We start from the raw sequence: 21,741 nt of genomic DNA on the forward strand, positions 1-21,741 counted from the left end.
AACAGATCGATCAGCGTGCGGCGGCATTCGCCGCGGCGGAGTGTGACGTGCCCGCCTCGTTCGCACCCTTCACGTAGCGTCCGAACCATGCGGTGATGCGGCTCCATTGATCGCGCATCGCCGCGGGCGACTGCGCGACATGGCCTTCGCCCCAATAGCGCACGAGGGTCGGCTTCTTGCCGGCGCGCACCAGCGCGTTGTACATGCGCTCCGCGCCCGGCAGCCCGGTGACGCCCATGTCCATGTCGCCGTGCAGCAGCAGCAGCGGCGCATCGATATGCTCGACCTGGAAGATCGGACTGTTGCGCTGATACGGCGCCGGATCGATCCAGAACGGCTTGGCTAACCGCGGCTGGCCGATTTCGACGAAGGTCATCTCGGCCGGAGAAATGCGCCCGTCGCCGCTCAGGGTTTCTTCGAGCGCGCGCGTGCCGTAGGCATAGGTCCAATCGTAGATGCCGGCCATGGAAACGCCGGCCTTGAAACGGTCCGAGCGCTTGGCGAGGATCGACGCCGTCGAATAGCCGCCGAAGCTCTGGCCGATGATGCCGACCTTCTGCGCATCGACGATGCCGCGCGCGGCCAGCGCATCGATCGCCGCCACGGTCTCGCCGGCCAGCGTCGCCATCAAATCGGTCTCGGCACCCGCACCGAGCGGCGTGCTCGGATAGATCACCGCATAACCCTGCGCGGCGAGCAGTTGACCGCTGAACGCCGGCGGCTGAATCACCGCGCTCGCTTCGTACGGCGACGCCTCGACGACGAGACCGCCGTAGACCGAGACCAGCGCAGGCAGTGCTTTATCGGGCGCGGCACCGGGCGGACGCAGAATCCATCCGATCTGCGGCTTGCCCTCATAGCTGTATTCGAAGCGCTCGGGTGCGGCGATTACGCGGCTCTCCAGCGCCTCGTTGACTGTCGCCAGCGTGCGCTCGCTCGCGCCGCCGAAGCGCAGCGTCGTCGTCCAGCCGCGCGAGATCTTCCGCACTGTGGTCAATTGATCGGGCGTCGTCGCGACGATTTCGCCCTCTCCGGTCAACACCGTGGTCTTGCCCGAGCGCAGATCGAGCACGAGGCGCTGCACTTCTTCGTGCGCGTCCATCGCGTAGACGGCCAAACGCTCGACCTCGCCGTTGCGGTAGTACGCCGATCGCGGCGACAACTCCGGATAGCGGCGATCGTTGCCGAATGCGACGATCGTCCGCCCTTCGAGCGCGGACAAGCGCTGCGGCTTGCTTCCCGGCGTCACCTTCCAGACGGCACCGTCGGCGACGACCCAAGCGCGCGCATCGGCGCCCGGCGCAAGAAACCCGTTCACCGAAGTTTTCGCGAACGCGGTGAGATTTTCCGCGCGGCCGCCGGCGAACGCGTAGACGTCGAAACGCCAGCTCTCGCTCTCGCCGTACTCGAGGCGCGCTTCTCTTTTGCCCGGACTGCGCGGCGCTTCTTTTGCCGCCGTGTCGCGGCGCGCGGCCACCGCGGCCGGCTGTTCGCCGATCCAGCCGATCGGCAATACGCCGCCAAGATTTTCCGCCGTCGGGTCGATGAACGAGAGCTCTGCGGCGGAAATTTCTTTGCGCTTGCCGCTGTCGGCATCGATCTCGTAGAGATGCGCAGCGGCGCGGCCGGCCTTTGCCGGCTTGGCCGTGACCAGCAGACGCCGGCCCGAAGGCGACCACGACAAGGCGCCACGTTCGCCGACATCGATGTCTTCGTAGCGATGCAGCACGCGCGCGCCATCGGCGTCGAGTCGGAACAATTGCAACTCGCCGCGTCGCGACGACAGACCGAGCGCTTCCGGAATCTTCTCCGCAAGGCGCACGGCGGCGACGTAGCGATCGTCCGGCGCGACCGCGATGGCGACGTAATCGCCGTCGGCGATCTTCGCCGACAGTCCGCGGCGCGGCGCGGCGAGCATGAGGCGCCCCGTCGGCGGCTCGGTCGTCGCGAAGACTTCGTTCGCCGAGCTGACCGTGACCGGTGCCGACGTGCCGTTCCAGCCGTCGCGCCATCTTGCTGCGGCACCTTGCGCGACCTGCGCATGCGCGCCGCGCTGGAGCGCGCCTTCCGGCCACGCGGCATAGACGATGCGCGCATCGCGCGCCCAATCGAACGCCGGGAAGTAGTCGAGCGGTCGACCCGGCAGCGCGACCGGCTTGCCGTCGAGGCCGCTATAGGCGAAGCCGTAGCCCTCACGCGTCGTCGCCATCAGCAGCAGACCACGGCCATCCGGCGCCCAGCCTTTCTCGGGCAGAAGGCTATAGCGCACATCCGTGGTCGATGCGATCTCGCGCGTCGAACCGTCGTCGAGTTTGGTCACGAACACGCGCTCGCCGACTTGCTGCGTATCGTCGTAGCCCCACGGCGTGCGTTGGGAATACGGCGTCTCGCGCGCGAACACGAGCTTGCCGCCGTCGGGCGAGAACTCGGCCGCGCCGAGGCTCTCCGCATCGAGTAGATCGTCGACCGTGATCGGCGTTTTCGCCGCGCCGGCGAAAGCCGAAGTCGTCAGCAACAGTGCGCAAATCGCGGCGACGTTCCGTCGCGCGAACCGAGACGTATGCGTCACCGCGAAGTCCCTCCGAAACTCTTCGCCAGGCGCACATAGATCATGCGACTCTGCGGTGGAAAGTTTCTCGCGTCGAAGCCCAGATTCGCCGGACCGTCGACGAACGGCGGACGCCGGTCGAACAGATTGTTGATGCCGAAACGCACGGTGACGTCGCGCAGCAGAGCCGATTCGGGATTCGTCGGCGAATAGCTCAACTGCATGTCCACCGTGGTCAGCGAAGCGACGTCGCGACGCACGATGCGCGGGTCGGCGCCGTCGTTGTATTCCGAGTCGGTGTAGCTCGCCGACACCGAACCGCCCCAGGCATCGTGCGACCAGTTCAGGCCGAGGCGCCCGCGCCACTTCGGCGGATTGCCGACCTTGCCGTCGAGATCGCGCACCGGTGCGCCGCGGATCAAACGATCCTCGTAGTAGTCGAACAAGGTGCCTGCCGCGAACGCATTGAAGTAATGGCCGCCGACGCTCCAATCGTATCCCGCGGCGAGATCGAAGCCGGCGATGCGCGTCTCGGCGCTGTTGATGCTGGTGATACTGATCGATTTCAGCCGGCCGCTCGCGTCGCGCACGATGATGCCGGACGGCAGGCTGCCCTCGTACTGCAGCAGGGTCGTCTCGTCGAGGCCGTCGAGCGAACCGCGGATACGATCGCGATAGTTCGTGTGGAAGTAGTCGACCGATACATGTGCACCGTCGAGCCATGCGGGACGGTACTCCGCGGCGACCGTCCAGGTCGTCGCCTTCTCCGGCTGCAGATGCGGATTGCCGCCCTGAAGCAGGTTGATGTAGACCGTGGCCGGGCCGCCCGGCGCATGCGGATCGTAGACCGGATAGTTGCTCGACACCGCCGCCGGCAGATTCAGATCCTGCAGCGACGGCGCGCGAAACGAGGTGCCCCAGTTCGCTTTGAGGCTCAGCGATTCGGCCGGCCGCCAGAGCAGGCCGACTTTCGGATTCGTCGTATCGCCGAAATCGCTGTAGTGCTCGGCGCGCACCGCCGCGCTGAACGCCAGCTCGCGCACGCCGGGGCGCGCATTGTCCTTGCCGACCAGCGGCAGATACGTTTCCGCGAACAACGCGCCGACGTGCCGCGGCGAACCGGGATAGTCTTCGGCGCTGGGCGTGTCCGGGCCCGCTTGACGGCTGTGCATGCTTTCTTCGCGATACTCGCCGCCGACGGCGAGGCGCAGCGCGCCGCCGGGCAACTGGATCACGCTGCCTTGCGTCAGCCCCGACACGCCCTTGAGATCGGTGCTGCTCTCGGTGATCGTGTGCGCACGTATCGCGTCGATCACGCCGGGCGACTGGCCGCTGCCGTCGCCGAACGGATTGAACGCAATGCTCGGATCGGACGACGCGAGGCGCCGGTTCAATTCGGTCTGGTTGATGTCGTCGGTGCTGACGCGCGAGCGGTCTTTCGAAAACGTGGTCAGCGCTTCCCAGGTCCAGTCGCCACCAAATTCGCCGCGCAGTCCGGCATGCGCGAACCAGCCGCGATTGCGCGACTTGTTGCCCTGTGGTCCAAGCTCGGGGAATTGATAACCGACCATCACGTCTTCGCGAAACGGCGTGAACGCGTTGCTCGTCGGCACGACCATGTAATTCACGTTCGCGCCGGCCAGCGCCTCGTTGTTGCGCTGTGCGGCGACGAGATCGGCAAACAGCGTGACCGCACCGAAATTCTGCTCGACGTTCAAATACGCGGAAACATTCTTCTGCCGCGGTAGCAGGTACGGCACGGACAAGTCGCCCGTGTTCATCCCGTTCAAACCGAGTTGATCAAGGCGCAGCGCACGCCCGTTCTGTCCGGACGGCAACGCCGCCGAGTACACAGGCGCGCCATCGGGACCGACCAGGGTCGTGAACGGCAGTCCGTCGAAATAGCCGAGCGGCAGCACCGTGCTCGGCACGCCGAGGCCCGGTATGCGGAAATCGCCTCCGCCCTTCGAGCGCAGATCGAGCGTGTTGCCGACGCCGAAATCCTGGGCCCGGATCGGATCGCGCCGCTCGTACTGCACCGAACCGAGCAGATGGCCGCCTTCCCAGTGATGGCCGAAGGCCTGGTTGAACAAGGTGCTGTTGCTGCCGGCCTGGTCGCGGCCGTACTGCAGCGCGGTGTCGAAACCTTCGAAGTCCTTGCGCAGGACGATGTTGACCACGCCGCCGACCGCATCGGAGCCGTACAGCGCCGAGGCGCCGTCGGTGAGGATGTCGATACGCTCGATCGCCGAGACCGGAATCATGTCGACATCGACCGCGCGACCAAAATCGCCCGCGCCGCTGCTGATGCGGCGGCCGTCGACCAGGGTCAGCGTCGCGCCCGCGCCGAGGCCGCGCAGATCGATCTGGTTGGTCGAGCCCATATTGCCGCCGGTGAAGAAGCTCGTGCCCGACGTCTGCCCGGCGAAGTTCTGCGGCACCTTCGCCATCACGTCCTGCACGCTGGTATAGCCACCGCGTTCGATGTCGACACGATCGATCGTCAGCACGGGCGAAGTCGGCGAGACGTTGTGCAGCAAGGTGCCGACGACGGTGACGTTGCCGAGCCGCAGCACTTCGTCTTCCGCCGTCTTGGGTCTCTCGGCATTGTTGCGCTTGGGCTCGCCCGCGGGCGGCACCGGCGCGCGCTTGATCACCACCGTGGTCGCGTCGGTGAATTCGTAAATCAGACGGCTGCCTTTGAGCAACGTGTCGAGCGCGGTCCTGGCCGGCGCAGCCGCATCGTAACCGGCGACGCGGTGACCTTGGACCAAGGCCGGGTCGTACAGCACCTGCAAGCCGCTCTGCGTGGTGAACTGATTCAGCGCCTCTTCGAGCGTGCCCGCAGCGATGTGGAAATTGCGGCTCGGCGCCGGCTGCGCCTGCACCGTCGAACCCATACCGAACAAAGCCAGTGCCACGGCGAACGAAATCGCCCGGACGCGCCGGCGGCGATGAAACGATTGCATGTTTTTGTCTCCCTCAATTCGTCATGCCGCGATCGACGTCGCGGTTCGAAGGGGAAAGAACGGAGGCCGATGCGGAAACCCCTATAAGCCGATCGAAAACAAATCGGCTGACGATCTCCGCGCGGCCTAGCGGCGCCGCAGCCGCGTTTCGCCGTCCGCCGACTCGGCCTGGATCGGAAAGGCGCTCTGCAGCGCACGCACGAGTGCGTCGTTGTTGCCGATGCGGAACTCGCCGCTGATCTTGTACGCATCGAGCGACGCGTCGGCGATCACCAGCCGGCCCGGGCCGTAGCGGTTCGCCTGGGCGACGACCTCGGCCAGCGGCGTCGCGCGGAACACCAGCTTGCCCTGCGTCCAGCCGCTGACCAAGGCGAGATCGACGCTACGCTTCTGCCAATCGTTGCCGCTGATCGCCAATTGCTCGCCGACGGCCAGCTTGGCCGTCTCGTGCCCGTCGTGTGCCACTTCGACGGCACCTTCGACCACGCTTACGACGGTCTGGGCATCTTCTTTGTGCACGATGAAACGCGTGCCGAGGTCGGTGATCGCGCTGCCGCCAGCGTTGACGACGAAGGAACGGCCTGCCTCGTGCGCCACCTCGAACGAAGCCTCGCCCTTCTCCAGTTGCAGTACGCGCGTGCGCCGGTCGAAACGCACGTCGATCGCGGTGTCGGTATTGAGGATCAGCTGCGATCCGTCATCGAGAGTGAAGTGGCGCTGCTCGCCGTGCGCCGTCGCGTAGCGGGCGACGAGCGAAGGCTGCATCGCATACCAGCCGCCGAGACAGACCAGCACCGCAGCAGCCGCGGAAGCCGACAGCCAGGCCCAGCGGCGCGGACGCAGCGTGTCAGGCGGACGATCGAGCTGCCGCGATTCGTCCAACCATTGGCGCACATCGGCGTCGTCGCCGAGCGTCTCCATGTCGCCCCAGAGCTGCTGCGTTTCCGAATAGGCCGCCGCATGCGCCTCGACGCCTATCCAGGCGTTGAATGCACTGCGCTCGGCCGCCGAACAGCGTCCGCTGCGCAGGCACGCGAACCAGCGTTCGGCTTCGCCGCGAATGACTTCGATGTCGTCGGTGCGTTGCATATCTACTTGAACGTTCGTCCGCGCTGTTCCCCCGATACGCGCCGGCAAACGGCGAGAGCGTGGGCGATCTGATTCTCGACTGTGCGCTCGCTGGTGCCCATGCGGCGCGCTATCTCGCGGTAGCTCAGCGCGTCGAAACGGTGCAGCAGGAAGGCTTGCCGGCAACGCGGCGGCAATTCCGCGATCGCGCGCTTGATCAGCGCAAGCTGCTGCTGCCCGGCGAGCACGCGGTCGGGCTGCGGATCGGTCGAAACCAGATCCTGATCGTCGAGCGTGCAATGCTGGTCGGCGTGCTGAGTGCGCGCATGCCGATGCCGGTCCGCGACGACGCTGGCGGCGACGCGATAGAGCAGCGCGCGCACCTCGGCGGCATCGTCGAGCCCGCGGTAGCGCAGCATGCGCAGAAAGGTTTCCTGAAGCGCATCCTCGGCCGCCGGGGCGCTGCCGAACTGGCCGAGCAGATAACGGCGCAACCCCGCCTCCATCTCTTTCAGCAGGACGGCAAAAACCTCGCCTCCGACCGCAACGTCCGCTGCCTGCGAAGGCGACGGGTCGGCCGAAAGAATGTCGCGGGGCACGAGCAGCATGGAGCAAGTGTAGAGGCAAAGCGGCCGCGATCGTCAACTGCACCTGGCGCTCGACGGAGGCACTCCCGAAGCTGCAAACCGCATCGGGCCGGCGTCGAAAACTCGAAGAAACGTTCTTTCAATCCTGCCGCGCCCAGCTTCGCTTCTCGCGGCAAAGCAGGCCCGCGCGGTGCGCCCTTTTTTCAACGGGAAGCAATCTCACCAACCGTGCCAAGGTTATGATGAAGCACGATCCGAACGCGCCGTGCGGGGCCTTCAGCAAATCGAGCGGCGGTGTCTATTCCAATAAAAGAATGGGGAGAAAACGCAGTGGATGATCATTCGACCATAGGCCACGTCGTCGACGAGATGTACGCCATGATTTCCGGCCCCGCTGGTCCCCGCGATTGGGCACGCCAAAAGAAAATCTTCCATCCGCAAGCGCGGCAAATCCGCATGACCATCGACGAACACGGCGCGCCCAAGTCGAAAATCATGGGCCTTACCGAGTACGAACAGGACGTCGCCCCGATCTTCGAAAAGCTCGCGTTCTTTGAACTCGAGAAGAAACGTCGCATCGACATCATGGGCAATATGGCCCACGTCTGGAGCCTCTACGAAGCGCGCCGCGACCCGGCGGACCCGATTCCCGAGCGACGCGGCATCAACTCGATCCAGCTTATGAAGGAAAGCGATGGATCATGGTGGATCATCTCGATGATTTGGGACAACGAGCGGGAAGGTGTCGTCGCTGCGCTGTTTTGAGTGGCGGGGTTTATCGAAGAGCAGAATGGACGAAGAAGCCATCGATACGCCGGCGGCAAGCCGCCTCGATCTTTATCAAAGTACCGCGCATCCCAGACGCGAAAAAGCCCGCAACAATGCGGGCTTTTGGACATTCTTGGATGCCGATGGACTTTGCCGTGGTGCCGGAGCCGGAATCAAATTGTCGGCGCTGCCCCTTATATTATTGGGCTCTCATACAGAGATCGGGGTGGGATACCCTCAAACTTACCCCTAGATGGCGATGCTTGCCTCAAGTGCTCGCCGATCACTCGATCAGTTGCCGGGGAGCCCGCATTCCAGCTTGATCAGGGAAGCTAAACGACCCATCTTCCCACTCTCGACGCCCCGCAAGAGCAGATTTTCGCGAACAGCCAGGTGCGTTTCAGCCGCCCCATCCGCCGCGCACGCCAGCGAGCAACTCCACCAGATAGAGAACACGCGGCCGAAGAAGCTGCGGGTGAAGTAACTCTTGAAAAGCAAGTGGTGCGGGAGGTTCCGCAAGAAAAAGTGTTTGCATCGACACGGTGCGTCAATTCTTATGAATTGCGTAGAAAACTGACTCCCACCGTACCTGGCTATGGTGGCCAAAGGTCAGTTTATAACCCGGATTGAGTGACATGATTTTCTGAGGGATTTCCCAAAGATCCGACGGTTTGTGATACCCGGAGATAGCAAGCCTTGGCTTGAACGTACGGATTATGTTTTCAGCGCCAGCCAACGCATCCATTTCGGCACCCTCTATATCCATCTTAATGTAGTCAACCCGGTTGAGGCGATTCTTGGCGTAGTCATCAAGGGAAATGAAATCAAAAGCGCTATCTTCAACTCTTAGGCCGGGGGTAATTCGATCAAGGCCGATGGCGTTTTGCTTGGCTTTGCTCGTGCGCTTACCGACTGCCTCCGTATTGAAGTGCATAACCTGAGCTAGATTTGGGTTGAGTTGCGATTGCAGATCACAGTATCTGTTATGCAGAGGCAGCGGATCGAAAGCATGAACTTGGCCGCTAGGCCCGACCATCGCCGCAAAAATTACAGAATAGTCACCAATGCAGGCTCCGCAATCGAGAACCACTTCTCCAGTTTTTGGCGATATGTCTTCGCCTTCGCGGGTTACGAAATATTGTCGGTAATAGTTGATCCCATCAAGTAACTGACTATTGCAAATCACCTGCATGTTGACGCCTTCAGAGCCAGAGACATTTAGGGTCAAATCGCAAATTTGCAGCGGTAAACCGAGATAGTCTTCAGGCAGTCCAGCCATGCTGAATGGGATTGCCTTATTGAGCCTCGCTAAATCGTCATAATCCATCCGGGGATAAAGAAAATGTCTGTGGCTCGTAGTTCGCAGGATCAGAGAAAAATCGTAGAGCAACCGACTTAAATCGTCTGCTAGCAGACAACGAGTTGTCCATAGCTCTGTAGCATGCTCGCGCAGCCAGTTCAGCGAGATTGCTGAGCGCTCTTTCCATCCCAGCATTGCTAGAGCGCCCTTAACTGGGCTCAGAAGTAGCTTTAATCGATATGACGTTGCACGTTCGAACCAGGCCCAGTCGCCCGACTTCCCATCCATGCGCTTTTTACCGCCTGATCGTTGCGCAAATTGGATTTGCTCAGTAATACTTTTTAACCAATTTTTAAAACTTTGATTGTCTGAGGTCATGCTACGGCGTGCTCCGCGTTAGCCAAAACTGTTTTGGAAAAAACTTTAAGCGCATTGACGACTCTTCCGATCGCACAGTGTGCGCTTAATAGAGTTCATCCTTCCCTCCTGCGGCCAGTACTTTTATTTTTCCAAGTGAAAAGCGTAATCCCAATGGCTTCTAGCATTTTTGCTAATAACATGAATATGCCCAGCATGATTATGCTGGAACAAAGAACCCCGATCGGCAAAGATAGCTGGCTGTGAAGCCATCCATCCGGATGGAGTTCTGCCCATCCCATTGTTGCCAGCCACGCACCAAAAATAAAGAACGAGAAAACAATACCAGAAGGGGTGACATGGATTTGATTAGTTACCTGATTTGACGATTTTTTAAAAAATCGCAGAATAATTAATCCTGCGGCAATTAGAAAAACAATGATGGCCACTGCGACAGAGAGAAATTCCCAAAATCCCACATTATTAAAAATCTTCATTTCTTTCTTGGCCCCAGCAAATCAGACTCATCATGAGTTACATCGTAGATCCAAGCCCCAAAAGTACTTTTACAATCGCTGAAATACCCCCAAGCCAAATTGAATCCTCGGCCAATCTCCCAGCCGCCGACAGCTGCTGACGCGATTCCGAGCCCTCCAATGGCTGCCGCGCTACCGCCCGCCTCTGCCGCCACGGCTACGCCCCCCCCAAAAGAAGATCCCCCTCCGACTACGGAAACAAGGGACTTGACTCCGGGCCCGACAGAGTCATCACAACTACAGGCGGTGCCAAATTTGTCCGTTTCGTAAACGATCAAATATAGACCTGTAAACACAGGCAGCATTCCGAACTTCCCTGCCACCTCCCACGAATACCAATCAATTTCTCCAGTTGGATCAATATGTGTGGTGGGTCGCCCTCTCACGTAACCATAACCACTCACTCCGGCTGCAAGCCCTAGCGGGTCTTCACTGATGAGCCGCTTCAAGCTTGGGCTATAGTAGCGAGCGCGGTAGTAGTAGAGACCGATGCCATCGTTCTCACGCCCAGTGTACTGATAAGGGTTGTTGCTCGACCCTTGCGACTGCATCTCGCCATAGGGCTCATATACATACTTCTGCTGCACCGTTCCGCTGCTGTCCGACAGCCCCAGTGTGCTGCCCAGCACATCGGTGAGGAAGTAGTATCGACCCGAGGTTTCACTGCGGGCATAACGCTCATCGATGCCCAAACCGGCCAGGATCGAATAATTTGTCCCACTCTGCGTTTCTTGTACCGCATCCACGCCGTCATAGAGGAAACTGGTGGTATTCCCGGCAATCGTCTTGCTAGTCCGGCGACCTAGAGGATCGTATTCAAATGTCGCCAACGTAGCACCAGTACCGCTGTTTTGTATTTGGACGAGCCGGTGACGCGCATCGAAGGTGTAGCTCTGACTGGCTACTGCATTTGTCGAAGCGTCGCCGTTTTTATCGTAGCCCAGCACCATGCCGTTCCACTGCGTCTGACGATTATTGAGATCGAACGCCCCCACCGTCGTCGACGCTGTCGCTAGCATATCCGGAAGAAATCCACCGGTTTGGCTTGAACGCCGACCGGCGGCATCATAGGTGTAAGCCAAGCTCGACAATGTTGCGCCGCCAGCAGTTTGGTAGATGATTCCAGTCACTTGATTGCCTGCATCGTACGTGCAGCTTGTAATCACTCCATTCGGCAAAGTCAGGCTCGTTCGCCGATTCGCGGCCTCATACGCAATTGACATGGTTTCGCTACCCTGCTGAATTTTCGTCAGCCGATTCGCATTGTCGTAGGTGTAGGTGATCTGCGCTTGGCTGCCTGGCGTCATCGTCGCACGTCGTCCGAGGGCATCGTAGGTGTAGCTGACACTGCCTTGCGGGGTTAGCTCTTGCACCAATCGGTCGAAATCGTCGTAGCTCCGCGTGATCGTTCCCGATATTGAGTCGAGAATTTGACTTACGCGATTGCCGGCATCGTATGTAAACGTCACCGTGCTTGCGTCAGCATACGTGGCTTTACTGACCCGGTTCAGCGCATCGTATTGGTAGCTTGCCTGTTGCCCTTTACGATCGGTGTAGGTGATCACATTGTCCATGTTGTCGTACGTCACCGATTCGGCTTGATTGAGCGCATCGGTGCGCACGGTCCGGCGGTTGCGCGCGTCGAACGAAAACTGGGTCTTGCCTCCGTTGGGATCGACGACGCTAATCAGGTTGCCATTCCCATCGTAGGCATAGTTAGTTGATTGGCCTAGCGGGTCGGTATTCTGCGTAATTCGATCGAGTGCGTTGTAGGCCACCCGTGGTAACCGGCTCGTTGAATCCCTGGTGGCGATATGCGCCCCAGACTGTCCTTTGAGAAGGATACCGTCCGATTGAGCGGAGCGAATACTGGTGTCGGTCAGCGTCATCGAAGTTGCCCCTCGAACAATTGGAGCTATCCAGATGCTTGTCCCCGAAGAGTCGAGGATGTCAATGAACTAGGGTGGATTGCCTCGGATGACGCAGATACAAAAAAGCCCGCAGCTATGCGGGCTTTTGGGAATTCTTGAGATGCCGATGTACTTTGCTGTGGTGCCCGGAGCCGGACTCGAACCGGCACGAACCTATTAGGGTTCGGCGGATTTTAAGTCCGCTGCGTCTACCGATTTCGCCACCCGGGCGGCAGTGCCAGAAAATGGTGCGAGAAACGCAGGCACGTTCTCAACTCTCCGGTGCGCATGAATGCGCTTCGACGGCCAACGTCTGGAGGCGAGGGTCGGAATCGAACCGGCGTACACGGCTTTGCAGGCCGCTGCATGACCACTCTGCCACCCCGCCCTCTCGAAGCAGGCCGTTCGGGAGCGTATCAACACGCTTCCGAAAAAACAAAACCCCGGTATTTCTGCCGAGGTTTTGTCGAAAAAACTGGAGCGGGAAACGAGACTCGAACTCGCGACCCCGACCTTGGCAAGGTCGTGCTCTACCAACTGAGCTATTCCCGCGGGAGCCGAAAATAATGCCGTTTTGTCCGGCGTCTGTCAACAACTGATTGCAAATTTTGTTCAACGCCGATCGCGCAGCACCGGCCATGCCGCGCGCAGGTATTCGAAGGCCGACCAGATGGTCATACCGGCAGCGATCACGAGCAGGGTTTCGCCGACATGGAACAGGCGCAAACCTTCGAGATCGTGCTGGTAAAGCAGCACTTCGATCGCGATGATCTGCATCACGGTCTTGATCTTGCCGAGCGTGGCGACGCTGACGCGTGTGCGCTCGCCGATCTCGGCCATCCATTCGCGCAGCGCCGAGATCGTGATCTCGCGGCCGACGATGACCGCGCTGGTCACGGCGAGCAGCGGCGTCGGGTTTTCCTGGACGAGTAGGAACAGGGTCACCGCCACCATCAGTTTGTCTGCGACCGGATCGAGAAACGCGCCGAAGGCCGACCACATGTTGTAGCGCCGGGCGATGTAGCCGTCGAGCCAGTCGGTGATCGCGGCAAGCAGGAAGATCAGCGCCGCGGCAACATTGGCGCCGCGGAAATCGGCATAGAACACGACCACCATAACCGGCAGCAGTCCGATGCGAAACAAGGTAAGAATGGTCGGCCAGGTCAGCGGCATGGAATCGGGACTGGAAACGAAAGACAGGTCGTAAAGGTGAAGCACTCGGCTACGCAAACCCTGCGGCCTTCGATCTTCAAGTTTACGGGCTCAACTGTGAAACAGCGCATAAATTTTTTCCGCGAGGTCGCGGCTCATGCCTTTGACCTGGGCGATTTCTTCGATACCCGCATTGACCACGCCCGGCAAGCCACCGAAGTGCTTGAGCAGGGCCGAGCGGCGCTTGGCGCCGACACCGGCGATGTCTTCGAGCCGGCTCGTGTCGCGCGCCTTCTGCCGCTGCTTGCGGTGTCCGGTAATGGCAAAGCGGTGGGCCTCGTCGCGCACCGCCTGGATCAAATGCAGCGCGGGCGATTCGGGGCCGGGCCATAAGGTCTTGCCGCTCGCGCCGAGGATCAGGGTCTCGTGCCCTGCCCTGCGTTCGACACCCTTGGCGACGCCGACGATCAGGACGCCGGCGATCGCCAGATCGGCGAGCACGTCGAGCGCCTGCTTGACCTGACCTTTGCCGCCGTCGATCAGCAGGATATCGGGCAGATTGGCGGGCTCGCCCGCCGGCTTCGATCCGTTCGCCGGATCGGCGGCCGAAGCGGGTGAGCCGGAGGCGGCCGATTCCGCCACCACCTCCGCAGCGCGGCGAAAGCGCCGCTCGAGCGCCTGGCGCATCGCGGCGTAATCGTCGCCCGGCTCGATGCCGGTGATGTTGTAGCGCCGGTACTGCGCCTTGACCGGCCCTTCCGGGCCGTAGACGACACACGAGGCGACCGTCGCTTCGCCCATCGTATGGCTGATGTCGAAGCACTCCAGGCGCTGCGGCATTTCGTCGAGCCCGAGCAGTTCGCGTAGCGACTCGAAGCGCTCGCGCTGCGTCTCGTTGCTCGCCAGCCGCGTGGCGAGCGCAGCCTCGGCGTTCTTCGCCGCGAGTTCGAGGAAGCGCGCGCGTTCGGCACGCACGCTGTGCTTGATTTCGACTTCGTGCCCAGCCTGCTCGGTGAACGCATGCGCTAGCAACTGCGCATCGGGCAAAGCGTGCTCGACGATCAGTTCGCGCGGCACCGGCTTGTCGACGTAGTACTGCGCGATGAACGAGGTCAGCACATCGGCAATGTCGGCGTCGTGCGGCAGCTTGGGGAAAAAGTCGCGCGAACCGAGATTGACGCCATTGCGGAAGTACATGACCGACACGCAGGCCACGCCGCCCGAAATGCGACAGGCGATCGCGTCGAGATCGGCGCTCGCGCCCTGCACGTAGTTCTTCGCGAGCAGGCGCTTGAGCGTGGAAACCTGGTCGCGCAGGCGCGCCGCCTTCTCGAAGGCCAAGTCGGCGGCCGCGCGCTCCATCGTGGAGATCAGCTCGCCGATCACCGCATCACTTTTGCCGTCGAGGAACATCGCCGCATGCCGCACGCTGTCCTGATACTCGTCCTTGCCAATCAGGCCGACGCAGGGCGCGCTGCAGCGGCCGATCTGATACTGCAGGCACGGCCGCGAGCGGTTGCGGAAATAACTGTCCTCGCACTGGCGCACGAGGAAGATCTTCTGCATGTGATTGAGACTTTCACGCACCGCCCACGCACTCGGGAACGGACCGAAGTACTTGCCCTTGCCGCTCTTCGCGCCGCGATGAAAGGCGATGCGTGGAAAATCCTCGCCTTCCGAGAGATACACGTACGGATAACTTTTGTCGTCGCGCAGCAGGATGTTGTAGCGCGGCTTCAGCGACTTGATCAAATGCGCTTCGAGCAGCAGCGCCTCGCCCTCCGTACGCGTGAGCGTCGTCTCCATGCGCGCGATCTGCGAGATCATCGACATGATGCGCGGTTCGAGGCGCGGCTTGAGGAAATAGCTGCCGACGCGCTTCTTCAGGCTGCCGGCCTTGCCGACGTAGAGCAGATCACCGCGCGCATCGAACATGCGATACACGCCGGGCGAACTCGTCAGCGTGCGCACGAACTCCTTGCCGTCGAATGCTGGGGTGCTGCTGTCGCTCACGTCTTGAAAATCATCCGTAGTGATTTGCGGTCTTTGCCGCGATGGTATCCACAATGCGGGCACGCTTGCAGGACTGCAAGTGAAAACCCGTCGCTAAAACGTCGGCAGCCTGCGCTTGATCGGCTGCGCCTTGACGATCGCCGTGTTCGTCTCGGCCTTGTCGGCGATGCGGTCGAGGATGCCGTCGAGATGCTCGATCGAGCGCAGATGCAGGCGACCGACAAAACAGTCGTCGCCGGTGACCTTGTCGCACTCGGAAAATTCGCCGATCTCGGCGATCAATTTCTGCACCGCGAGCATCTTGCCCGGCAGCGGACGGATACGCACGATCGCCTGCAGTTCGTAGCCGAGCGCGCGCGGGTCGACGTCGACCGTGAACGCGCGGATCGCGCCGCGTTCCTCGAGGCGGCGTAGCCGCTCGGCGACGCTCGGCGAGGACAGCTTCACCTGTGCGGCGAGTTCCTTCAACGAAATGCGCGCGTCGTCGACCAGGATGCGGACGATGCGCCGGTCGATTTCGTCGAGATCGGAGAAATTTAGGTTATCTCGAATCATTTCTTTCCAATGGAAGGCATATCGAAACGATTACCTAATTTTTTGCATATAAACAGCACACACAGGCTACTACGCTATTGCCCTGATTTCCATCACGGGACAGCGGCTATGAATACCCCATCGCGGCAGGGCACGGTCGAGATGACCGCGGCCATGATCATCTCCGGCACGATAGGCTGGTTCGTCGTCGTATCGGGCCAGGACGTCGTCGCCGTCGTGTTCTGGCGCTGTCTGTTCGGCGCAGCGACGCTGGCCCTGGTCTGCGCGGCGCTCGGATTCTTCCGCCGCGACGCCATCACGCGCCGGCAGCTGGGCCTGGCCGTGCTCGGCGGCCTCGCCATCGTCGGCAACTGGCTGCTGCTGTTCGCCGCGTATCCGCGCGCGTCGATCTCGATCGCGACGGCGGTATACAACACCCAGCCGTTCATGCTCGTGGCCCTCGGCGCGCTGTTCTTCGCCGAGCGCCTCACCGCAATCAAACTCGGCTGGCTCGCACTCGCGTTCGCCGGCATGCTGCTTATCGTGCAGGCCAAGGCCTGCACAGGCGTACAGGGCAGCGACTATTTCGCCGGCATCCTGCTCGCGCTCGGCGCGGCCTTTCTCTATGCGGTCGCGGCGATCGTCGCAAAGAAACTCAAGGGCGTGCCGCCGCATCTGATCGCACTGATCCAGGTCTCAGTCGGCACGCTTGCGCTGGCGCCGCTGGTCGACTTTGCGCACGTGCCCGCCGACGCGCGCACCTGGAGTCTGCTGCTCGCACTCGGCGTGGTGCATACAGGCCTGATGTACATCCTGCTCTATGGCGCGATCCAAAAACTGCCGACCAGCCTCACCGGCGCGCTGTCGTTCATCTATCCGATCGTGGCGATCCTTGTCGATCTGATCGCGTTCGGCCATCGCCTGCAGATGATCCAAGTCGTCGGCGCTGCCGCGATCCTGATCGCCGCGGCAGGCATGACTTTGGGCTGGTCGCCGCGCAAAGCAGCCATCGGCGAGCGCAAGCGCGCCTAGCCGGCCGGCGAAACGCTTAGCGAATCGCTGCCGCAGATGCCGGCGCACAAGCAAGCCTAAGTTTTCGCCAACGCCCTGAGTTTCGCGATCAGCGCGTCTATGCCCTGCTCCGCAAGGCTCACGACCCGCTCGAAATCCTGCGCCTGACCGTAGTACGGATCGGGCAGATCGTGTGGATCGTCGACACCGACCCAGGGCAGGAACATCGCGATGCGATCGTGACCTTCACCGGGCGCCATGCGCGTCAGCGCGCGCAGGTTCGTGCTGTCCATCACGAGCAGCTTGTCGAAACGCGCGAAGTCCGCGCTCTCGACCTGGCGCGCGCGATGCGCCGAAGCGTCGTAGCCGTGCGCGACCGCACTCGCCAGCGAACGCCAATCCGGCAGCTCGCCGATGTGATAGTCCTCCGTGCCCGCCGAATCGACCTCGACGTCGAGCCCCGCCGCGGCGAAGCGCTTGCGTGCCACGGCCTCGACCACGGGGGAACGGCAGATGTTGCCCATGCAAACGAACAAAATCGATGAAATTTTCTCGTTGTTCAATATGTTATCTCACATTCCCGCTCATAACTGCAGAGCGAAAGGCATCACTAATTAAGCGACCGCTGCCGCAAGGAGTATCGGGGTACCGCAGCCCGTCGCAGCGACTCTCTTGAGCGAATAGTTAGGGCGCGCCACCTGGCACCTCTTTGCAGCAGGACGCATCGAACAAAAATTTTTTTCCGGGCTTGATGAGGTGTGGAGTGTGCTGCTCCCACCATGTCGCGGCTGCCGGAGCATGAGATTTAAGTACTTCCATAGCTGCCAACACCTCGACCACATAGCCAACACTGGGCTGCTCAATGACGGGGATACCTACGAGACGTTTAAGTTGGGCGAGGAAACCCAGTTCTTTGCCCAACACGCCTCTCGAGCTCCAGAGGCCGGGTTGCGGAGCTTCGATGTCTGCTAGCGGAATAGTTGCACCGATCCACGCGGCCCGAACTTTTTCTGGCGCTTCGCCCGGCGGAATTGCCACGATTTGGACGAGCTTCATAACGCCCTATGCTTGAGCTAGGTGGCTTCCACCACAGACCTCACGATGTTAGCGCGAGTCGACACCGGCAGTCCGCTCGAGTGAATAGCCACGCACCTACTCGGAACAAGCCATTTCGGCTGAATCGTTCAAGAGCCGCATATTGCCGAGCCAGACCTGGAAAATCGGATATGGCCATAGCTCGATACCAAACTTTCCAGCAAGGACAGGGCAACTTGTCGTTTTGAGCAAGCTCGGATGGTCCAAAGGCATCATACCCATGGCAATTTTGAGATTCTTTTTGAACGGATTGTGCACCGTGAGCATCATGGAATTGTCTGGCTTCTGCTGCAAAGAAGCGGATAAAGTTTTTTCCGGGTGCTCGATCGTCTTGACGAGCTTTAAGTTGACAAGTTGATCGCCTTGGATATCTGCCTCGAACAACACCGATTGCCCGGCATACACTGATACGCCGCTTGGCTGCACTACCGGGACCACGGGCAAAATTTTGTCGTAGGTGGAGCCGTCCTTCTGCTTCAAGATCACGTGCACGTCGAAAGCGCAGCCGACCTTTTTGCACATGTCATGCGCGGCCTCCCCGGGAGAAACGTCTCTGTACTCCGCCACACAGAGTGAACTCAAACAGAAGTTAAGAAGGAGAAAAAGTGCCCATATCGAACGCCGCATAAGACTCCTTTCAATTGCATAACGCCTAAGCTCAGCGGCCTGTGGGCCGCAACGTGTGATCAAGCGAGCAACTTCCCTCGCACGGGCCTGCCTGAGCGAATAGTCAGTCAGCCGGCAACGGAGACAACCGACTCTGCAGGAAAACCGCTTGCCAAGAACTGCGCACGCGTGACGCGTAAATGCACCGGCCGAGTGAGCTGCTCTGAGACGACCGAGCCCTGATATGAGTGACAGTACACTTGGACCTCTGCGCCCTCGTCGAATACAGAAACGACGAACTCACGAAAGCGCCGAGCCTGGACATCACGAGCCGCGTCTCGAGCTTCAGCGTTTCTCTTATTCGCCTCACAACTTTCTGCCAATGCGCGCTCGATTTTCGCTTCCGACCAGCCCTTGCGCCTGAGCTGTGCGCGCTTCTTTTCACTATCCAATTTTGCAGTACGTATCTCGTGAAAAAGGCTACATGAACATCCGCCCATAGTAATGAGAAACTTCGCCATCTCCGGCTTGAAAAGAGCACATGCGGTTGTACCGCTCGACTCTGCGACGTTAACCGAAGAGTGGGTATGCGCTGATATGCGTACCTTCTCCGCCGCTTCGCCATTAACCGCCAGGGTGATAAACCAGCACACGACAAAAATTCCTTACAGGCTGAAGCTTGGGCTCAGCGACCGCTGCCGCGAAGAGGATCGAGATAGCGCAATCCGTCGCAACAACCGGATTGAGCGAACAGTTGGGCGTCATTTTGACGAGTGCGCTAGTGCACGAATATCGTTCACACGAGTGAGGAAATTGATCCCACCGGAAGAAAACGAGCCAGTTTGTTGTTGGACATGCAGATTTTCATCCACGAAAAATACCTGCTCTTCCCCAAGGAGTATGCGAAGGGCACAGTTAGTATCGAAGTCCGTAACTCTGACTTTTTGTGGAGGCTGCCCCTTAAAGACTTCCATCACCTCGTAGCGTACTTCCGCGGCTCCTCTTTCCTCCCCTGGTTCCATCGGAACCAGTTGCATTTGCGTGACGCGCGCACGAAAGACTGACTTTGCGTTGGCAAAGTTCACCTCATCTGGCTTCGGAAGAAACTTACATGCAAACGCACCAGATGCCGCAAAGAAAAAAAGCACGGTGATGGCCAGGCACTTCATAACGCCTAAAGCTCAAGTTAAGCGGCAACTACCGCAACGAGCGCAGGATACAGCAACCCGCCACTGCGGCCCGCTTGAGCAAACAGTTAGGTTTGCTATACGGCACGCTCTAGGTCGCCGTCATCGAAGTCGCCAACGATCTCGAAAGTGCAAAAGTCGTCTACTTGGCTGCGCTCAGTGAGCGTGCGAGTTGGATAGCGGCATCGAATCGGGGAAGCATAGGAGACTCGATCGCCCGATATTCAAATCAACGACTGGAAACATGTTTGCCCGGCGCCGCTGCAGACAAACATTTATTTCACGGAATTTCTTACCCGAGAGAAGGAAAGTCTACGCTACGCGGATTCGCGCGGAACTGCCTCGCGTCTGCGGCCCCACGCACGTTCGCGCCGCGACTCTTCTTCGTGCAACTGACCAATCGGCTTGAGCAAGTCGCTGCGGCTCACGATGCCGATCAGAGTCAGCGACACGGCATCGGTAACCACGGGCAAGCGCTCCAGTTCAAGTGCGGCGATGCGCGAGGCGACGGCGCGGCAGTTCTCGGTCGGCAACGCATAGACCGGTGGCGACGCCGAGAGCAGCGAAGCGATCGGCGTATCGTCGCTCGCATTTGCGGCAATAAGCGAGAGCTGCGCACGGTCGAGCATCGCGACGAGCTTGCCGTCGGCAACGACGGGATAGGCGCGTTGGGTCTGGCCGTTGCCGAAATAGCGGTCGCGCACGACCGACAGCGGTGTGTCCGCCGGAACGGCACGCACATCGTGCGTCATCACCTCGTCGACGACGTGGCGTTCGAGCGCATCGACGCCGTACTCGCGGTAGACGTGTTTGCCGCGCCGCGCGATCTTCTCGGTCAGGATCGAACGCGGCATCACGATCACGGTGAAGCCGTAGGCGACCGCACAGCCGAGCAGCAGTGGCAAAAACGCGTTCGCGTCGTGAGTGAGGCCGAAGGCAAAAACGATTGCCATCATCGGCGCGCGCATCGTGCCTCCGAGGGTTGCGGCCATGCAGACCAGCGCCCATAGCCGCGGATCGCCGCCCGGCAGCCAATGGCCGAGCACGCAACCAAGGCCCGCGCCGATCATCAGCAGCGGCGCGAGGACGCCGCCCGACGTGCCCGAACCGAGCGCGATCGCCCAGATCAGCGCCTTGACCGCAAGCAGCGCGATAGCGGCCGAGAGCACGAGATGATTGGCAAGCAGATCGCCGATCACTTCGTAACCGACACCGAGCGCGCGCGGCTGCAGCCAGCCGCCGAGGCCGACGGCGAGACCGCCGAGCGCCGGCCACCACATCCAGTGCAGCGGCAGCTTGGTGAAGCCGTCTTCGATCAGATAGAGCGCGTAAGTCATGGCCGCCGACAGCGCGCCGCTGGCAAGGCCCGCGGCAATGCAAGACAGCAGCGCAATGGTCGACGGCGGCGGCGTATCGAGCGGGAACAGCGGCCCTGCTTCGGCCCAGAGCGGACGCAGGAAGCCCGCAACCGCGCAGGCCAGCGCGACCGGCAGCAGGCTGCGTGGGCGCAGCTCGAACAACAGCAGTTCCACCGCCAGCAGCACGGCCGCGAGCGGCGTCCCGAAGACCGCGGTCATGCCCGCGCAGGCGCCGGCGACGAGCAGCGCCTTGCGTTCGGCGGAAGTCAGATGGAACGCCTGCGCGAGCAGCGAGGCCGCGGCGCCTCCGGTCATGATGATCGGCCCTTCCGCGCCGAACGGACCGCCGCTGCCGATGACGATGCCTGATGACAACGGCTTCAGCACGGCGACCTTCGCCGACATCTTGCTCTTGCCGAAGAGGATCGCCTCCAGCGCCTCGGGGATGCCGTGGCCGCGAATCTTGTCGCTGCCGAAGCGCGCCATGAGGCCGACGATCAAGCCGCCCAGCGCGGGCACGGCGATCACCCAGGCGCCGAGATGATTGTCCGCGGGCGAACTCGCCGCGAGCGATATCGTCTGAAAGAAGAACAGGTTGGTGAAGAAACGAATTCCGGCGAGCAGAACCCAAGCGCCCACGCTGCTCAGTACGCCGATCGCAAGCGCGAACACCGACAGCAGCAGCAATCGGTCGCTGCCGGAGAAATCGCGCTTGTTTTTACCGTGACGGTCCATGCAGGAA

The 21,741-nt window shown here is 61.0% G+C and carries 19 protein-coding genes and 3 tRNA genes; 3 read left to right on the forward strand and 19 right to left on the reverse strand.

Translation table 11 applies throughout. The features are described from left to right. Positions 1 to 10 precede the first annotated feature (10 nt). The 4 genes from FFS30_RS00615 to FFS30_RS00630 all read right to left on the reverse strand — a co-directional run bounded on the left by FFS30_RS00615 (position 11) and on the right by FFS30_RS00630 (position 7,193). On the reverse strand, positions 11 to 2,569 hold the full coding sequence (locus tag FFS30_RS00615) for a prolyl oligopeptidase family serine peptidase (protein WP_137911179.1): 2,559 nt from the start codon (positions 2,567 to 2,569) through the stop codon (positions 11 to 13). After that, entirely contained in the window at positions 2,566 to 5,517 is a 2,952-nt protein-coding gene (locus FFS30_RS00620; RefSeq protein ID WP_137911180.1) for a TonB-dependent receptor, read from the reverse strand. The genes FFS30_RS00615 and FFS30_RS00620 overlap by 4 nt, the downstream gene beginning before the upstream one ends. A gap of 126 nt (positions 5,518 to 5,643) precedes the next feature. Next, entirely contained in the window at positions 5,644 to 6,606 is a 963-nt protein-coding gene (locus FFS30_RS00625; RefSeq protein WP_137911181.1) for a FecR domain-containing protein, read from the reverse strand. A gap of 2 nt (positions 6,607 to 6,608) precedes the next feature. Beyond that, positions 6,609 to 7,193 (reverse strand): RNA polymerase sigma factor, encoded by a 585-nt coding sequence (locus FFS30_RS00630; RefSeq protein ID WP_137911182.1) that lies wholly within the window; start codon positions 7,191 to 7,193, stop codon positions 6,609 to 6,611. Positions 7,194 to 7,502: 309 nt separating this feature from the next. On the opposite strand from FFS30_RS00630, the gene FFS30_RS00635 reads away from it, so the two are divergent. Beyond that, positions 7,503 to 7,937 carry a hypothetical protein gene (locus tag FFS30_RS00635; RefSeq protein WP_137911183.1) on the forward strand — a complete coding sequence of 145 codons (435 nt, stop codon included), beginning with the start codon at positions 7,503 to 7,505 and terminating at the stop codon, positions 7,935 to 7,937. 25 nt (positions 7,938 to 7,962) lie between these two features. Next, positions 7,963 to 8,193: a hypothetical protein gene (locus FFS30_RS00640; protein WP_137911184.1), complete on the forward strand. Its 231-nt coding sequence runs from the start codon at positions 7,963 to 7,965 to the stop codon at positions 8,191 to 8,193. Positions 8,194 to 8,487: 294 nt separating this feature from the next. On the opposite strand, the gene FFS30_RS00645 is transcribed toward FFS30_RS00640, so the two are convergent. From FFS30_RS00645 to FFS30_RS00685, 9 genes are all read right to left on the reverse strand, one after another. Beyond that, the gene (locus FFS30_RS00645; protein WP_137911185.1) at positions 8,488 to 9,618 is read right to left on the reverse strand and encodes an FkbM family methyltransferase; all 1,131 of its coding nucleotides are present in this window, start codon (positions 9,616 to 9,618) and stop codon (positions 8,488 to 8,490) included. 95 nt (positions 9,619 to 9,713) lie between these two features. Beyond that, positions 9,714 to 10,094, reverse strand: coding sequence for a hypothetical protein (locus FFS30_RS00650; RefSeq protein WP_137911186.1), 381 nt, complete (start codon positions 10,092 to 10,094; stop codon positions 9,714 to 9,716). After that, positions 10,091 to 12,022, reverse strand: coding sequence for an RHS repeat-associated core domain-containing protein (locus FFS30_RS00655; protein WP_137911187.1), 1,932 nt, complete (start codon positions 12,020 to 12,022; stop codon positions 10,091 to 10,093). Before FFS30_RS00655 ends, FFS30_RS00650 begins: the two co-directional genes overlap by 4 nt. 161 nt (positions 12,023 to 12,183) lie before the next feature. After that, positions 12,184 to 12,274 (reverse strand) — tRNA-Leu (locus FFS30_RS00660). A gap of 83 nt (positions 12,275 to 12,357) precedes the next feature. Continuing rightward, positions 12,358 to 12,431: transfer RNA gene (locus tag FFS30_RS00665), tRNA-Cys, on the reverse strand. Between the two features lie 88 nt (positions 12,432 to 12,519). Further along, positions 12,520 to 12,595: transfer RNA gene (locus tag FFS30_RS00670), tRNA-Gly, on the reverse strand. Between the two features lie 60 nt (positions 12,596 to 12,655). Beyond that, the gene (gene pgsA, locus FFS30_RS00675) at positions 12,656 to 13,216 is read right to left on the reverse strand and encodes a CDP-diacylglycerol--glycerol-3-phosphate 3-phosphatidyltransferase (RefSeq protein ID WP_137911188.1); all 561 of its coding nucleotides are present in this window, start codon (positions 13,214 to 13,216) and stop codon (positions 12,656 to 12,658) included. Positions 13,217 to 13,306: 90 nt separating this feature from the next. Then, positions 13,307 to 15,208 (reverse strand): excinuclease ABC subunit UvrC, encoded by a 1,902-nt coding sequence (gene uvrC / locus FFS30_RS00680; protein WP_137911189.1) that lies wholly within the window; start codon positions 15,206 to 15,208, stop codon positions 13,307 to 13,309. Positions 15,209 to 15,301: 93 nt separating this feature from the next. After that, positions 15,302 to 15,763, reverse strand: a complete 462-nt coding sequence (locus FFS30_RS00685) for an Lrp/AsnC family transcriptional regulator (protein WP_137911190.1) — start codon at positions 15,761 to 15,763, stop codon at positions 15,302 to 15,304. 108 nt (positions 15,764 to 15,871) lie between these two features. Between FFS30_RS00685 and FFS30_RS00690 the strand changes: the two genes are divergently transcribed. Next, positions 15,872 to 16,774: a DMT family transporter gene (locus FFS30_RS00690; protein WP_137911191.1), complete on the forward strand. Its 903-nt coding sequence runs from the start codon at positions 15,872 to 15,874 to the stop codon at positions 16,772 to 16,774. A gap of 56 nt (positions 16,775 to 16,830) precedes the next feature. On the opposite strand, the gene FFS30_RS00695 is transcribed toward FFS30_RS00690, so the two are convergent. From FFS30_RS00695 to FFS30_RS00720, 6 genes are all read right to left on the reverse strand, one after another. Beyond that, positions 16,831 to 17,316 carry a low molecular weight protein-tyrosine-phosphatase gene (locus FFS30_RS00695; RefSeq protein WP_343182318.1) on the reverse strand — a complete coding sequence of 162 codons (486 nt, stop codon included), beginning with the start codon at positions 17,314 to 17,316 and terminating at the stop codon, positions 16,831 to 16,833. 121 nt (positions 17,317 to 17,437) lie between these two features. Further along, a complete protein-coding gene (locus tag FFS30_RS00700) occupies positions 17,438 to 17,809 on the reverse strand; it encodes a hypothetical protein (RefSeq protein ID WP_137911193.1) in 372 nt (123 codons plus the stop codon). A 96-nt stretch (positions 17,810 to 17,905) separates the two neighbouring features. Further along, a complete protein-coding gene (locus tag FFS30_RS00705) occupies positions 17,906 to 18,370 on the reverse strand; it encodes a hypothetical protein (RefSeq protein ID WP_137911194.1) in 465 nt (154 codons plus the stop codon). Between the two features lie 212 nt (positions 18,371 to 18,582). Then, a complete protein-coding gene (locus tag FFS30_RS00710; protein WP_137911195.1) occupies positions 18,583 to 19,107 on the reverse strand; it encodes a hypothetical protein in 525 nt (174 codons plus the stop codon). Between the two features lie 108 nt (positions 19,108 to 19,215). Beyond that, positions 19,216 to 19,623: a hypothetical protein gene (locus FFS30_RS00715; protein ID WP_137911196.1), complete on the reverse strand. Its 408-nt coding sequence runs from the start codon at positions 19,621 to 19,623 to the stop codon at positions 19,216 to 19,218. 335 nt (positions 19,624 to 19,958) lie between these two features. Further along, the gene (locus tag FFS30_RS00720) at positions 19,959 to 21,734 is read right to left on the reverse strand and encodes a chloride channel protein (protein ID WP_137911197.1); all 1,776 of its coding nucleotides are present in this window, start codon (positions 21,732 to 21,734) and stop codon (positions 19,959 to 19,961) included. Between the last annotated feature and the right edge of the window lie 7 nt (positions 21,735 to 21,741).

The organism is Rudaea sp. 3F27F6, assembly GCF_005503555.1.
Taxonomy (GTDB): domain Bacteria; phylum Pseudomonadota; class Gammaproteobacteria; order Xanthomonadales; family Rhodanobacteraceae; genus Rudaea.

Excerpts from the sequence above, each read along its gene's own strand:
- FFS30_RS00640 (WP_137911184.1), top strand. The coding sequence starts at position 7,963 with ATGGACGAAGAAGCCATCGATACGCCGGCGGCAAGCCGCCTCGATCTT.
- FFS30_RS00690 (WP_137911191.1), top strand. The coding sequence starts at position 15,872 with ATGAATACCCCATCGCGGCAGGGCACGGTCGAGATGACCGCGGCCATG.
- FFS30_RS00655 (WP_137911187.1), bottom strand. The coding sequence starts at position 12,022 with ATGACGCTGACCGACACCAGTATTCGCTCCGCTCAATCGGACGGTATC.
- FFS30_RS00720 (WP_137911197.1), bottom strand. The coding sequence starts at position 21,734 with ATGGACCGTCACGGTAAAAACAAGCGCGATTTCTCCGGCAGCGACCGA.
- FFS30_RS00620 (WP_137911180.1), bottom strand. The coding sequence starts at position 5,517 with ATGCAATCGTTTCATCGCCGCCGGCGCGTCCGGGCGATTTCGTTCGCC.
- FFS30_RS00700 (WP_137911193.1), bottom strand. The coding sequence starts at position 17,809 with ATGAAGCTCGTCCAAATCGTGGCAATTCCGCCGGGCGAAGCGCCAGAA.
- FFS30_RS00625 (WP_137911181.1), bottom strand. The coding sequence starts at position 6,606 with ATGCAACGCACCGACGACATCGAAGTCATTCGCGGCGAAGCCGAACGC.
- pgsA (WP_137911188.1), bottom strand. The coding sequence starts at position 13,216 with ATGCCGCTGACCTGGCCGACCATTCTTACCTTGTTTCGCATCGGACTG.
- FFS30_RS00715 (WP_137911196.1), bottom strand. The coding sequence starts at position 19,623 with ATGAAGTGCCTGGCCATCACCGTGCTTTTTTTCTTTGCGGCATCTGGT.
- FFS30_RS00650 (WP_137911186.1), bottom strand. The coding sequence starts at position 10,094 with ATGAAGATTTTTAATAATGTGGGATTTTGGGAATTTCTCTCTGTCGCA.
- FFS30_RS00685 (WP_137911190.1), bottom strand. The coding sequence starts at position 15,763 with ATGATTCGAGATAACCTAAATTTCTCCGATCTCGACGAAATCGACCGG.
- FFS30_RS00645 (WP_137911185.1), bottom strand. The coding sequence starts at position 9,618 with ATGACCTCAGACAATCAAAGTTTTAAAAATTGGTTAAAAAGTATTACT.
- FFS30_RS00630 (WP_137911182.1), bottom strand. The coding sequence starts at position 7,193 with ATGCTGCTCGTGCCCCGCGACATTCTTTCGGCCGACCCGTCGCCTTCG.
- FFS30_RS00705 (WP_137911194.1), bottom strand. The coding sequence starts at position 18,370 with ATGTGCAAAAAGGTCGGCTGCGCTTTCGACGTGCACGTGATCTTGAAG.